General features: G+C 68.2%; 8 protein-coding genes. 1 reads left to right on the top strand and 7 read right to left on the bottom strand.

Annotated elements, in window-relative coordinates:
* Nucleotides 1-605: 605 nt before the first annotated feature.
* The 5 genes from AC16DP_RS07915 to AC16DP_RS07895 form a co-directional block, all read right to left on the bottom strand.
* Entirely contained in the window at nt 606-1,340 is a 735-nt protein-coding gene (locus AC16DP_RS07915; protein ID WP_329728668.1) for a hypothetical protein, read from the bottom strand.
* Between the two features lie 869 nt (nt 1,341-2,209).
* A complete protein-coding gene (locus tag AC16DP_RS07910; protein ID WP_329728667.1) occupies nt 2,210-4,579 on the bottom strand; it encodes an SH3 domain-containing protein in 2,370 nt (789 codons plus the stop codon).
* Between the two features lie 3 nt (nt 4,580-4,582).
* On the bottom strand, nt 4,583-5,371 hold the full coding sequence (locus tag AC16DP_RS07905) for a PP2C family serine/threonine-protein phosphatase (RefSeq protein ID WP_329728666.1): 789 nt from the start codon (nt 5,369-5,371) through the stop codon (nt 4,583-4,585).
* Between the two features lie 13 nt (nt 5,372-5,384).
* Nucleotides 5,385-6,029: a vWA domain-containing protein gene (locus tag AC16DP_RS07900; RefSeq protein ID WP_329728665.1), complete on the bottom strand. Its 645-nt coding sequence runs from the start codon at nt 6,027-6,029 to the stop codon at nt 5,385-5,387.
* Between the two features lie 129 nt (nt 6,030-6,158).
* Nucleotides 6,159-7,688 carry an MSCRAMM family protein gene (locus AC16DP_RS07895; RefSeq protein WP_329728664.1) on the bottom strand — a complete coding sequence of 510 codons (1,530 nt, stop codon included), beginning with the start codon at nt 7,686-7,688 and terminating at the stop codon, nt 6,159-6,161.
* A gap of 964 nt (nt 7,689-8,652) precedes the next feature.
* Between AC16DP_RS07895 and AC16DP_RS07890 the strand changes: the two genes are divergently transcribed.
* Nucleotides 8,653-8,835: a hypothetical protein gene (locus AC16DP_RS07890; protein ID WP_329728663.1), complete on the top strand. Its 183-nt coding sequence runs from the start codon at nt 8,653-8,655 to the stop codon at nt 8,833-8,835.
* Nucleotides 8,836-8,921: 86 nt separating this feature from the next.
* On the opposite strand, the gene AC16DP_RS07885 is transcribed toward AC16DP_RS07890, so the two are convergent.
* Entirely contained in the window at nt 8,922-9,707 is a 786-nt protein-coding gene (locus AC16DP_RS07885) for a hypothetical protein (protein ID WP_329728662.1), read from the bottom strand.
* Complete coding sequence (locus AC16DP_RS07880; RefSeq protein ID WP_329728661.1) at nt 9,704-13,381, bottom strand: hypothetical protein; 3,678 nt, start codon at nt 13,379-13,381, stop codon at nt 9,704-9,706. Before AC16DP_RS07880 ends, AC16DP_RS07885 begins: the two co-directional genes overlap by 4 nt.
* Nucleotides 13,382-13,574 lie beyond the last annotated feature (193 nt).

The raw sequence follows: 13,574 nt of genomic DNA, 5'->3' as shown, positions 1-13,574 counted from the left end.
AACGCCAAGAAGGTGCGCATCCCCTGGATGAACGACCGCCTCGTCCTCTACTCGCTCGACGCCCCGCTCCCAGAGAGCCCGGAACCGTCAAGTGCTCCCTCGACGGCCCCATCGGACGTTCGGTGCTAGTGGAGTGTCCACGAAGTTTTTCGACATAGTCGCGGAGCGAAGAGTCGGGCTGCTTCCGGGGGCGAACATGAGCAACTGGTCCGATTGTCGGACCAGTCGGAGCATCTCGCGGAGGGAAGGTGTTCCCATCGGGAGTTTTCGGCCTGAGCGCTGAGCGCTCCCCTTGCAGTATCTTCGGAGCGCCGACCTACAAACAGGCCAACACTTCCCGCCTATAGCCCCGCGCGGGATCCTGTTTCGACTATGTCCAAGGACTTCGTGGACAGTCCACTAGTACTACTGTGTCATAAACGTCTGCCTTTCCCTCTGGAACGACCGGCTCCAACAGTTCTACCAGCACGCCCGAGGAGAGGTCCGAGGCGTATGTCCCCTCGTGCGTGGGGGCGTGCGAGCAAAACTAGACGTTTATGACACAGCAGTACTAGGTAGCCATGAAGATTCGATGGGAACCCTACTTGTGGACCGCCCCCCGGGGCTCAGCCCTCACGGTCAATGGTCACCTCGAAGCTCTGGAAAGTATACAGCTCAGCAGCGTTGTTCGCAAAAACGACGAATGAGATAGCCTTGGACCGGTCGATGGGCAGGCTCTCCTGGTGTCGTCCGGCTAGAAGGCCGATGCGGCTGATGAAAAACACCGGCGTATTGGACCCGGCAACCGGTCCCAGTCGAATGAGGATCTCGAAATTCTGGGCATTCTGACCTGGGCCGCCAAGGGGTATTATAGCACGAGAGGCAAGGTTATCGCCATACATCCCCAGCAAGACCCATGCCGCGCCGTCAGCGTTGACCTCATCACCCTTCTGTATTCCAATGAACCTTGTTCCGTCTGTGACTCCGAAACCCGGGTCGTTATCGCTGCTGGCAACCACTTGGTTGACAACGATTCGTACCAAGTAGGTCTCGTCAGGTTTGAAGGTGTTGGGAGGCAACAGCGGGACTGTGAGCAGACGCGTTTGTTCGTTTCCAGTATCAGCGGGGCCGAAAGAAACCTCTGTATCGGTGATATCGAAGACGCGCGCGCTGTGAAAGTCGGCGTTGGCCTGCAGCCACCTCGGAGTCATCAGCCGCGAGTAGAGTCGTGCGGGGCCAGCGAGGTGATCGACGGTGATACCACCGCTCGTGACCTCAAGTGGACTGGCCGCAGTGCCGCTTCCCGAGAGCCCTCCTCCCGCCGCCAGAACCAGCGGCGCTGGCTCGCCCTGAGGGCCCACCGGTCCTCGGGGCCCGGTCTCTCCTTGCGGACCCGCGGGCCCTTGAGGCCCCGGAGGACCAGCAGTCCCCTGTGGACCCTGCTTGCACCCAATCAGAAAGCATACCGCCAACGTGAGCATCCAGTAACGCAAGAGTCTCCCTCCTGTAGTAGTCAGCAACGGCCAGGAAGCATGAGCTTCAATTGCTCCACAGGCAAGCGCTATCTGCGTTAGCGAAAAACGCAAGGAGGCTGCATCTGTTTCGGTGGTTTGCAATTGGGGGACTGCTGGAGGAAATATCATCCCTGGCGAGGGTTTTGATGGCGCTCTGCTCAGGAGATCATCCGTCAGAGGGATACGAACTCGATTCATCTATACTGGCGCTCTGCCTGGGCTCTCTTCCCAATTCAGGCCCCCAATTCGGCGTCCCTCTGGAGGCAGGATTGATTCAAAGTCCGCAGGAGAGGATTTGAAGAGGCGGAGAGCAGGCCCAGACATTCACAGACAAAAAGGGGGCATCCCTCCGGACGGCGCTTGAAAGAAGGGCGCCGTGGAAGGACAGCGGTGAGGAGCACAGGCCGAACAGCCAGGGGAGATGAGGCGCGGGGGACCGTAGAGGCAGTGCCATAGCGTGCCAGCAGGTCCCCGAGCCAGCGCTTGCGGCGCGCATCCCTGGACAGGTCCTGGAGCTGGAGCCGGTACAACCGGCGGAACAGCTCCACGTCTCCGGCGCGCTCGACGTTCTGGAGCCACTGCTCGAAGAGTTCCGCGGAGGGCCCCTTGAAAACGGACTGGGGGCGGCCTTGCGTGTCGAAGGTGAACTGCGGGAACCGGGCGAGGACTGCGGACTCTCCACGCGACCCCTCCCGGTACGAGCGTACCCGAAGGGCTCACGGCGGAGACCAGCAACCTGGACCCGTCCACCCCTCGCGGCCTCCCGCGAGCACCACCTTGCGCCACCCGCCCTCCTCCTCCACCACCTCCAGCCGGCTTCCCGCCGTCAGCCGCTCCAGTACCGGAGCTCCGGTGGTGGCCTCCTCGCGGGCCAGACAGTCCAGGGGCAACACCGCTACCTCGGCGGGCTCCTCGGGCGCCCGCGCCACGGGAGGCGGTGCCAGCTTCACCGGCTCCACCGTGCTCGTCGTGGCCCGGTTCACCAGCCCCACCACGCCGCCCAGCATCACCGCCAGGACCATGGCCAGCAGGACGCGCCGGTCCTCCCACACCGGAGGCTTCAGCGCCGCCTCCACCGTCGGCCGCGCCGCGGGCATTCCCAGCGTGGCCCGCATCACCCCCTGCCGCGCCTCCTCCAGCTTCGCCGCCAGCTCGCCCGAGCGCTTCGTCATCTCCCGCGACCACGTCCGCAGCGGCGCCACCTCCGCCTCCAGCCGCGCGCGCAATGACGCCTTGCGCTGCAGGAAGTGCGACACCAGCGCCCGCCGCTCCGCCTCGCTCACCGCCAGCCCCGGATCGAACCGGAAGCCCTTCTCCACCTCCTTCGCCCAGGCGATCAGCTTCGTCGTCCGCACCTCGCCGAAGCCCGGCACCTGCCTCACGTCTTCCTTCAGCACGTCGTACGCGGACTCGATGCCCCAGCGCACCAGGTTCGCCTTCAGCACCTGCTTGATGCCGTCGATCTCATGGTCCTCGATGAGCGCCGCCCGCAGGAACTGCTCGCGCTGCATCGACTCGCGGTGCTGGAGCTGCCGCCGCTGCTCGGCCTCGAACTCCGGCTGCAGCTTGCCGTACTCCGCGCGCAGCCCGTGCAGCAGCTGGCGCGCCCGATCCGCCATCCGCTGCAGCTCGTCCTTGAAGCGCTCGCCCTCCGTCTGCGCCGCGGCCAGGGCCGCCTCCGCCTGGCGCAACAGCCCCTGCTGCTCGGCCACCTCCACCGGAAGCCGCTGATGCTTCCGGCTCAGCCACCACACGACCGAGGCACTGCCCAGCAGCGTGCAGCCCGGCACCAGCAGCAAGCCGCCCACCTGGAGGGAGGCCAGCATCACCACCCACCAGCCCACCGTGGCCAGCACCCCGCCCACCAGCATGGCCACGCTGGCCTGCCGCACCCGATCCACCTCGGCCTGGAGCTCCGCCGGCAGCCGGTCCGGAAGCGCGGGCATCGGCGGAGGCGTCACGGGCGCGAGGAGGTTCGGCGCCAGCAGCCGTTGCGACTCGGTCCACAGCGGCTCCAGCTCCTGGAAGGTGCAGGTGAAGCCCTGGGGCCCCGGCGCCGTGTTCTGCGGCGCGCCGAAGAAGGCCACCCCGCGCGTGGCCATCATCTGGCACCACGGGCAGGACGGCAGGTGCTGCGGATACTTGTGCGTGGGCTCCTGGGCACAGCTGCGCAGCGAGCGCGCCAACGCCTGCAGGGCCCGGTACCACTCGGTGGCGCTCGGCCGCCCCACCCGTGGCGCATCCGGCGCGAAGGCGTCCTCGAAGAGCCGGGCCAACTCCGGCGTCAGCGTCTCCAGCGGCAGGTGGATGGCCGGCGGCGTCATCTGCAGCGCCCGCGCGTTGCGGCCATACGCGAAGCGGAACTCACGGATGGCCCGCTCCGGCGTCATCTCCCCCTGCCCCGTGAAGACGCCCGTGAAGGGGTGGCGCCCCAGGAACAGCAGGTGGAAGAGCAGCACCCCCAGGCTGAAGCCCTCGTGCGACGGCGTCCGCTCCAGCCCCCGGAAGGGCTGGCCCTGCAGCTCGGGCGGCGTGAAGAGCGGCACGCCCACCTCGCAGCGGTACACCCGGTTGCCCGCGCGAATCTGGAACGAGTCACAGTCGATCAGCCGCACCGTGGCATCCCGCGGCGACACCAGCAGGTTGCTCTCGTTGACGTCCCCCACCAGGTGGCCGACCGCGTGCAACTCCTCGAAGACGCTCGCGCAGTTGAGCGCCGTCTGGACGAGGAAGGACCAGTCCGCGGTGGGGAACTCCTTGCGGCGGCTCGCCGTGGAGTACAGCAGGTGGATGGGCTTGAGGCCGCTCACCCGGGGCATGGTGAAGCCCCGCACCGGACCTCCCGCCCGGCCCTCGTGCAGCACCTCGTGCGGCCAGGCCGCCAGCTTCTCCACGCCCGGCGGAGGATGGGCCGCCATCCACGCCAGCTTCTGGCCCTGCTCGGCCGGCGGCGCCGTCAGGTACACCTTCGCCACGCGCTGGGCGTCCTTCGGCAGCACGTACACCACGCCCTCGCCCCCGCGCCCCACCTCCGGGCCCAGGGCCACCCGCTCACCCCGTGAATTGAAGAGGACGGGCTGGGACACGTGCTACCCGGGTTCTGGCGAGGACTCGCGCCCCGCTCCAGCGCCCACCCTCACGGCGAGCACGAGCGTCTTGTCATCATCCGTGCGCTCGTTCACCGCGGGCGAGTCCAGGAACGAGCGCAGGGGTACCACCAGATCCTCCGGATTCGCCGCCCCGCGCAGCGCGGTGAACAGCGGCTCGAAGAAGGGACGGTGCACCGAGCGCGAGGCGAAGTGCAGCGCCAGCATCTGCAAGCCATCGGTGAACAGGGCCACCTCGTCCACCGGCTCCCGGCCCGCCACCTGCAGCACCTGCTCCAGGTCCGCCGAGGTGACGAACCACGTGGTGTTGGCGTACTCGCCCGCCTGCGGCCAGAAGATGGGCACGTAGCCCTCGCCCTCGCGCACCACGATGGCGCCATCCCCCACCTGCGCGAAGACGGCCGCGTGCTCACCCACCACCGCCGTCAGCAGCGTGCAGGACAGCTCGCGCAAGGGCACCTCCCGCCGGGCGGCCTCCTCCTCCAGCGCCCGCCGCACCTGCCGGTACCAGTCGCGGATGCGCTCCGGATCCTTCACCGCCTCCGCGCCCTCGCGCTCGAGCGCCTCGCAGGCCACCTGCACGAAGCGGCGGCACGCCAGCGCCGAGCCCTCCTGGCTCAGCCCCGCGCTGCCCGCACCGTCCGAACACGCCACCACCAGGAAGGACTCCTGCCCGGGGCTCGTGGCCGTCCCCTCGCAGCTGTCCTGACAGGGCGTGGCCGAGCGCCGGTGCGAGGTCCCCTCCAGGGACTGCTGGAGCAACCTCCACATCGCCATCCCCGTCCTATACGGAAGCCCAGCCGCCGGGTGCCGCCGGGTTGGCCAGCCGCACCTCGTCCGTCGTCTGCGAGCGCGAGACGGCCTTCTGCGAGTTGGACAGCCACTGGAACAGGTCGCGGAAGCGCAGCCCGTCCAGCTTGAGCGGCTCGCGCACGGAGATCTGCTTGAGCACGTCCAGGTTGGCCCCCTCCACGCCCACGGCGAAGAAGGAGAAGGCCTTGCTGGCCTCGCCCTGGCGCACGCGCTCGGCGGCGGCCTGCCACCCGTCCGTGGGGCCTCCATCCGTGATGAGGAAGATCCATGGCCGGTAGAAGAGGATGCCGTTCTGCCGGTAGAGGCTCTTGCGCGCCGCCAGCATGTCCGTGGCGCGGAGGATGGCCTCGCCCATGGGGGTGTTGCCCTCGGCCATCAGCGCGTTGGGGAAGAAGGCCTCGGCGGTGGAGAAGTCGTGCAGCGTCTGCACCTGCCCCCCGAAGGTGACCACCGCCACCTCCACCCGCTTGGACGCCAGGCTGTCGGCGGCCAGCTCGTCACGGTACTGGAGCAGTCCCGCGTTGAGCGCCTCGATGGGGCGCCCATTCATGGAGCCGGACGTGTCCAGCAGCAGCACGCACGGGCAGCGCGGCTCCGGGTTCTCTGCGAACGACAAGGCTCCAAACGGTACTTGCTCGGCCACGAGGCTCCCTCTCGGGTGCGCGGGGCGGGTCTCCCCCCCAAGGTGGACGGTGGATCTACCAGGGCGGCCCCGGGTTGAACAGGCACGGTTCGTCCACACCCCTCACGGGCGGCGCTCCTCCACCGGGGGCCCTCGAAGCAGTTTGAGGCGCAGGTTCGCCGCCGGCAGGCGCACCTCGCCCCGGGCCGCCTGGAACCGCTCGCCCGGCGACAGCTCGTACGCATAGCGCCCCGGCGCCAGCCCATCCACCTCGAAGCTCCCATCCCCCGCCGTCGTGGCGCCGCCCCCGCCCCGTCCGTCGAGCGCGGTCAGCACGATGCGGACCCCTCCCACCCCGCGGCCTCCCGGGTCCACGATGCGCCCCTTCGCGGGTGCCGCGGGCGGAAGGACGGCGTCGGCCGGGAAGGTGTCTCCCGCCTTCAGCTCCCCAGAGAGGGGCTCCGGTGGGGAGACGTGGCCCCGGGCCCTGAGGGAGAGCCGCACCTGGCCCGGCTCCACGCACTCGAAGCGGAAGCGCCCCTCGGTTGAGGTGGTGGCGAGCAACTTCCGCCAGGTGCCCTCGCGGCCGAGCAGCAGCTCCACCTCCGCCCGGGGGATGGGCTCGCCGGTGGGACGCGAGACACGCCCGGACACCTCGGCGCAGGGCTCCAGGGTGAGCCGGACGTCCGTGAGGTCCCGATCCTCGGGGATGAGCACCGTGGCCGTCGCGAGCTCCCGCCCCTCGCGCACCGTCAACGCGTAGGAGCCGGGCGGGAGGCCCGCCAGGTGGAAGTCGCCCTCCTCCCGCGTCTGGATGAGCCCCTGCAATCCCTCCCCCTCGAGCCGGACGCGGAGGCCCGCCCCGCCGTTCCCGCCCGCGCGGAGCACCCGGCCCGAGAGGCTCCGGGGTACATAGAGGTGGAGGGTGGTGCCCTCGGCCCCCACCGGGCCCGCGTCCGCGAGGCGTCCGGGCAGCGAGGCGACCACGTGGTACTCGCCCGTGGGCACCGGAGGGAAGGTGGCCTGTCCTCCGGCATCCGAGACCGTCAGGAAGGCCTGGCCTCCCACCTGGGGCAGCAGTGCGACCCGAGCCCCGGACAGTGGCCGCCCCGAGCCTCCGTCCTCCACGGCCACCTGGATGTTCCTCCCCTTCTCCAGGGACACCCCGACCACGTTGGCCCCGGCGGGAACGGCGGCCAGGAAGGCGGTCCCCTGCGGGCCACTGGCCCAGAGATCGTAAGTGGATGCCCGGAGCTGGGTGAACTCGAACCAACCATCGGGACCCGTCACGGTCCGGGCCATGGGCGCCTTGAGGCCGAGCCACTCCGCGGTCTGCGCCAGCTCGCCCTTCATCGCGCCGCACCCGGGGTCGAGGATCGTCATCCCGGGCACCCCGGAGGAGCAGGCCCGCGCGGACAGGGGCACATCGGCATGGGGGACGGCGCTCACCGTCACGCCGCCCACGGGCTTGCCCTCCCACGTCACCACGCCCCGGAGGACGAGCGGCCCGCTGGGGAGCGGCTCCCGGGGAGGCTCGGCCGGCCCCTGGGAAACGGACTCCCCGGAGGACGGGAGCGCACCGGCCTCGTGCGCACAGCCCGAGGCCCCGAGCACGAGGACTCCCACCACCACTGCTGCCAACAGGCGCGACACACCAGGCTCCCGGACGTTCATGAGACGGCGGGGACTCTACCCTGCCCGCACTCCCTCGGCGTCCAGGAGCCGTTCCCCGTAGGGGGCTGATACCTGCCCCCGAGCAACATGCCACCCGGACCGGGATTGCCCGCGAGGCCTCGACAGGCACCGCCGGAGCGAGCGCTCCGAAGCAGGTAAAAAAAAAGAACCGGCGAGGATTGCTCCCCGCCGGTTCCGGCACTCTCCGCTGGCGGAACCGCCAACGGCCAGTGGCCCTCGACGAGAAGCACTGTAGCATCTTCGTGGCCCCACGTCAGGGTGCCCCCGTACGGCTGTTGTCCTGGGAGGTCGCCCCACGTGGGATGACCTGTCAGGACCAGTCCCAGAGGAGAGACTGTCGCTCGGCGACTCGTCGGACTTGCAACCGCAAAAGTCGTGTGATGGGGACATACTTCCCAGACCCACCATGCTGCGTGGGGTATCCCACCTACTACTCCGAAGGTTGTTTGACCCTACGTGACAATTCACGTAGTCTCCGGAAGTACGCGGCTGGGGAGCCGCTGACGGCTGGTGGCCCTCGACAAGCTTCACCTGCCTTCAAGAGCCCCCCACCGCGTGCATCAAGCGAGGCCGAGAGCCGCCCGGCGGTTTGATGCACCCACGCGGCGGCAGGGAGGGCTCATGCCCATTGAAACACGTGTGCCCGAAGAGGGCTTGAATCGTCGGAGTTGGACAGGGGAGTGCCGTTCAATGGCCAGCAGAGGGGGGCCGCTCGTCCGCGGCAAGTACCGGACAGCCGTGAAGGAGTGAGGGGATGAGCCCCCTCACCTGTGGGAGGTGCGGCGCCGTCGAGCCGCCCCGTCCCCATTTCGGCGGCCAGGTCTGCCGCGCGAGGCGCTTCATTCAAGCGATGGAGCGTCGCGGTTTCGCTCGCGTTCCAGCCCGGCGTTGGACGCGCGCACTCCGGAGAGCGGGAGCCCCGGTGGTCCACGGTCCCGTGTCCGTCGGCCGGACGGGCAACTGGGTACCGGCGGAGTACCTCACCGCGCTCGTTGAGCACCGCCGGAACGACGAGTTCCGGAGACTGCCCTTCCACCTCCAGGTGGCCGCGGTGGTGTGGTGGGTGCGGAGGGGCAGTCGAGCCCTGTACTCCGCTCCCGCCTGAGAAAGCCGGCCACGGCCCGGGCACTGCTTGGGGTGCCCGGGCCGTGGTGTGCCGCTGAAACCGGGGCCGCTCGGGTTCAGCACCCGTCATTCATTCCGGAACCACTCCGCCGGGATGCCCAGCGCGGAGAGAATCCGAGCCGGTGAGCGCTCGCCCTTGATGTCGCTAGCAACTCGCAGACGCGGAAGGTCATCGGCTGGCTGGGCGAACTCTTCGATGCCCTCACCCCCTCGCCTCACGGTCACAAAAAACTCCTTCAGGTCGGGCGAGGCAATCACCGCATACACGGTCGCGTGGGGAATCCGTTCCGACACAGTGATGTCGGCGTACCCTATGTCGCCAGTTCCGCTGGCAATGAGGAGCCCTCGCGGCGTGTCCTCGAGGCGATAGCGCCCCGGAGTGAGTGGCTCGCCAGCCTCCTCCTCCAGAACCCGAATCGCCTCTTGTGCCCGGACTCCTTCCACCAATGCGACGGCCTGCAGTGGTTTCCTCGCGGACGAGTCCGAAGACGCCTCGCTGCCTGGCAGCGGACAACCGAGTGACTTCGCCAGGGATTCTGGATCCTCCTCCAGGACATCCGGACTGCCCTTCCTCCAGGACATAACGGTCCACGGGTCGTTGGCGCGCTCAATCGAGTACACGGGCTCGTCACATTCGAGCGAAAGTTCCTTGGCGATTTGAATCTCGGCGCCTACGTCAACGGGGTTTGCCCCCACGAGGGCGTGGTAGCGGCCACTTCCCAGGCTCATCTCAAAAGGCGGCCCTTCTTCGTCCTCCTCACCTTTTTCCAAACACAATGCATCGTAGGCGCGGCTCTCCAGCCATGCCGGCTCACCTGAAGCCAGGACCGCCCAGAGTGGCCACCGGCTCATGGCGCACCTCCAGACAGATCCTCCGGAAGCTTCATTGCCACCCGCAGCTGCTTCGTCTGCTCCAGTATTTGGGCTTCGTCTATCTCCACGACCTGTGTGCCCCGCGCGTTTCTGCGTAGGAATCTCTCCAGCTTCTCCCTGGTGGGCCCACTCAGCTTGTCTGTAATGACGAGGAACGGCCTCCCTCGGGGCGCCTTCGCCGCATCGGCGAGTTGTTCGAGGAGGTGCTGAAGCTGATTTGCAAGTACGGCTTGCTGTTTGCTGATCGGTTGCGTGCCTTGCCTGGCATCCCATGCATTGAGCGCCATGCGCCACCTGTCTTTATTCCAGCCCTTTGCTTCCACTCCATGTTGAAGTCGCAAACCAAGCATCGCCGTTATCTCATTGTCGATGACGTGCCCCCCTGCCAATGGAACCTGTCGCCCCGTGAGCCGGAAGCCCGGGAAGAGCTTCTGAGCATTGCGCTCTGTCAGCATCTCCACCGCGATGCCTCGGAGTTGCTCACGCGCCCGCCGTTGCACCGCGAAGGTCCACGGTTCCGTCGCCGCCTGCTGGAGCAGTTTCCAAGCCGTCTTCTCGTTCATGCCCATGAAGTTGAGGTACTCGAGATTCAGTTCCGTCGAGCGCAACCACCCCAGGTCAACGCTGCCCCGGCGCGCTTTCCTCGCCAGTTCAGCCACTGCCTCGGCTTCCAGTTCCGGGTGACTGACGAGCCACTCGGCCTCCTTCAGGAATGCAAGCGGGTCCTTCAGGCGCCGTGCTCCTGAGTGCCGCAGCAACTCCGCGAGCGCCGGTTTCACTGCACCGCGCGTGGAGGAGCGCAGCGATTCCACGGCAGCGAGGTACGCCTGGGCCTTGTCAGCCGGCAGTGCCGCCGCGCGCCGCGTCACCGCACCGTAGGCGAGCGCCATCTCCCGGCTCTCAGCGGCCAGCAACTTCAACGCTTCCAGCGTCTTCTCGGCCTCCTCGGCCGAGAGCCCCGCGCCGCGAATGCCGCCGAGGGCTCGTGCAGCCGCCATCTCCCCTCGGATGGCGAAGAAAGCCTGCTTGAAGGTCTCGGCGCCGCCAGGGAGGGAAAACCGCAGGCCGTCCGGTGTCGCAACGGCCTTGCCTTCGGCGAGCGTCCGCTCCAGCGTTTTCACCAGGGCCTGGACGGACTCCACCGACTCACGCAGTCCAGACGAGGCTCGGGCGCCAGCCGCGCTCAACGCCAGCCCTCCCCGGTGCGCCAGCTCGCTTCCCATGCCCGAGTTGGCGAGCTTGTAGATGTCCCGGGCAGCCAGCGCCACCATGGTCGCGTCATGTACTGCGAGAAAGTCCCGTCCCTCTGGCGTCTGCGACAGCTCGTCCCGGTACGTGTCCACCACCGCCAGGGCAGCCACCAGGGAGATGCGGCCCACGAAGAGGCGCACCGCCGCTCCGCGTGCTGCCGCCAGCGTGCCGCCTTGCGCTGCCGTGGCTGGCACTCCTGTCCACAGCGGTGCCTTCGTCAGGGCAGAAACAGCGCCGTACACCATGTGCATCTCGCTGATGCGGCTCACTGCCGACCACACGAGTACCTTGTCCGGCGTGGAAGCGAGCAGGGCCAGTTCCATGGCCGTCATCAGGTGCGTGCGCGGTTGTGGCCCGTGCACTTCCACCCGCACCCATTCCAGTGGGTGCAGAGCCCGGCTGCGCGGCGCCTCGTCCACCGACGACAGGTAGCGGGCCTGGAACTCGTGCCGCACCGGCTTGAAGTACAGGGCCATGCGCCTGGAGGGCCCCAGCGCTTCTCCGGGCAGAGCGGGTTCGGCTCCCAGGCGCACCCCCTGCTGTGCCTCCCACGCCTCCGGCGCCAGCAACACCGTGGACACCTGCCCATGAGGGACGTTGAGCAGGTGGGTCGTCTCTCCCTCTCGCCCCAGGTGGAAGGTGGGCAGGGACTCGAGGAGGTCCAGCACGAGGGGAAACGAGGCGAGTGCCTTCTGGGTGAAGGCTTGTCCCAACAACACCTTGCTGTCCTGCGCGTTGCTGCCGAGCAGCTTCTCCAGCGCCCCACTCGACGTGAGCTTGCGCTCCAGGGGTGGAAACTCCCGGTCAGGCGTGGACAGCAGTACACGCGTGAGCAGGTGCACTGCCTCCTCCTTCATGTCGGAGGTGAGCACAGGGCCTATGAGGAGGGTGTTGATGACGCCCAGTCGCTCGTCCGGAGTGAGTAGGGCAAGCACGTCATGGTCGAGGGAGACAAGGGGCTGGGGCGCTTGCGGTGTCGCCGTGGCGAGGGCTGTCTGGAGGAGCTCTCGTCGCAAGGCCGCCAGCTCGCCCGTACCGGCTCCCAACCCCGGCCGCCAGTCCCCCGGTCGAATGAGGAGCGTGCCTGGGTAGTACCAGTAGGCGTTGCCCTCGGGGTGCTCGAGCGGGTCGGGAGCCGCGGCAACAGTGTTGAATTCGGCGCTGTAGCCCCGCCAGCGCCCGTCCTCCCCGGGGATGATGACGCGCGGGCTTCCACGAGGAGCGTTGCGCACGCGCAGCTCCGCACGCTCCAGGGACGTCTCCTCGGTGAGCAGCAGCAGGGTGCGCACCTGGACGCTGGAGCCATCGGCGAAATAGAAGCGGCCCACCACGCTGCCCGGGGCGAGGACGGGCGAGCCATCCGTGACGCTGTCGCTCGCCTTGTAGCGTTTGGAGCGCAGAGCGATGGCCTTCCGCAGGGGCTCGGCGGCCTCTCCGAGGATGAGCCCGCGCTGCGACTCGTCCCTCAAGGGTTCGAGCGCCTGGAGGTACCGGTCGAAGTAGCTCTGCCCGGCCCCATCCAGAACGTGCGAGCGTTGAGCCCAGCGCAGGCCGCGCTCCACCAGTGCGGAGGCCCCGGCCCTGCTCAGGGATGGCGCCGAAAGCTGGGAGCGGCTCCAAGCGACATCCGCCTCCAGATGCGCATCCAGGGCACGGCGCAGGGTGGCGAGCAACTCCGGCACGAGCGCTGGCGGGTGGCGCACGCGCACGCAGACGTGGAGGCCTTCCACAGCGGTGGAGGGAGGCGCTCGGGGCTCGATGTCGAAAGCACCCGCCTCCGCGGCATCCCCAAAGAGCCGCGAGGCTATTTCCTCGCGCGAGGCATACCCGGCAACCCACAGCAGCTCGGGCCGAGCCGGGTCCACTTGAACGGGGATGGGAGCCAGTTCATGCGAGAGGAGGGCCTGCGTGCCGGCCTCGTCCCCGAGCGTGTCATCCTGCTCGGGCTCGGACGGTTCGTCCTCCAGCCACTCTGGTGGAATCTCCTCCGTGGGGGAGAGGCGCCAGGTGCGCTCCAGGGCGGGCTCCCCCGCGTGCTTCCAGTCCCATTCATAAGTAAGGGTGAGGTGCTCTCCGGCGCCCACTCCCTCTGGAACGTCTACCTGCACCTCCTCCTGTCCGCGCTCGCGGTTGACAACCCGTGGCAGGGTCTCGGGCGGGTAGGCCTCGAGCGGGTCCACCCGCAGCCGCTGGTCCTCACCCCAGCCGAGCGCGCCTGCGGCGATGACTTCCGCACCTGCCTTCACCACCAGGCGGCCGGGGTCCACTATTCGAAGGGAGAGCATGCCCTCCTTCCAGTCCTCCAGGCGGGGGCTGAGGGCTTCGGCTCGTGAATGCGCTTCGGCCGAGAGCGTCACCCTCACCCGTCTCAACTCCGCGCCGGCCGCGCTCATGCTGGCCATGAGACAGCTCGCGAGCAGGAGAGCCTGGAAAACTCCCCAGAGATTCAGGGCTACCAGGACAGTGCCAGGGCCGTCCCCGTCAGGGCGCTTCCGGACGACGATTGCATGGTCCTTCGCCATACGGGGTGCCCCTTGGAACGACAACCGCCCGAGAAGGTACCGGGGATGAAGGGAGATTGCACACGAGGCTTCG

It is taken from the genome of Archangium sp., from assembly GCF_057119385.1.
This window is presented reverse-complemented; position numbering and strand designations above follow the sequence as displayed.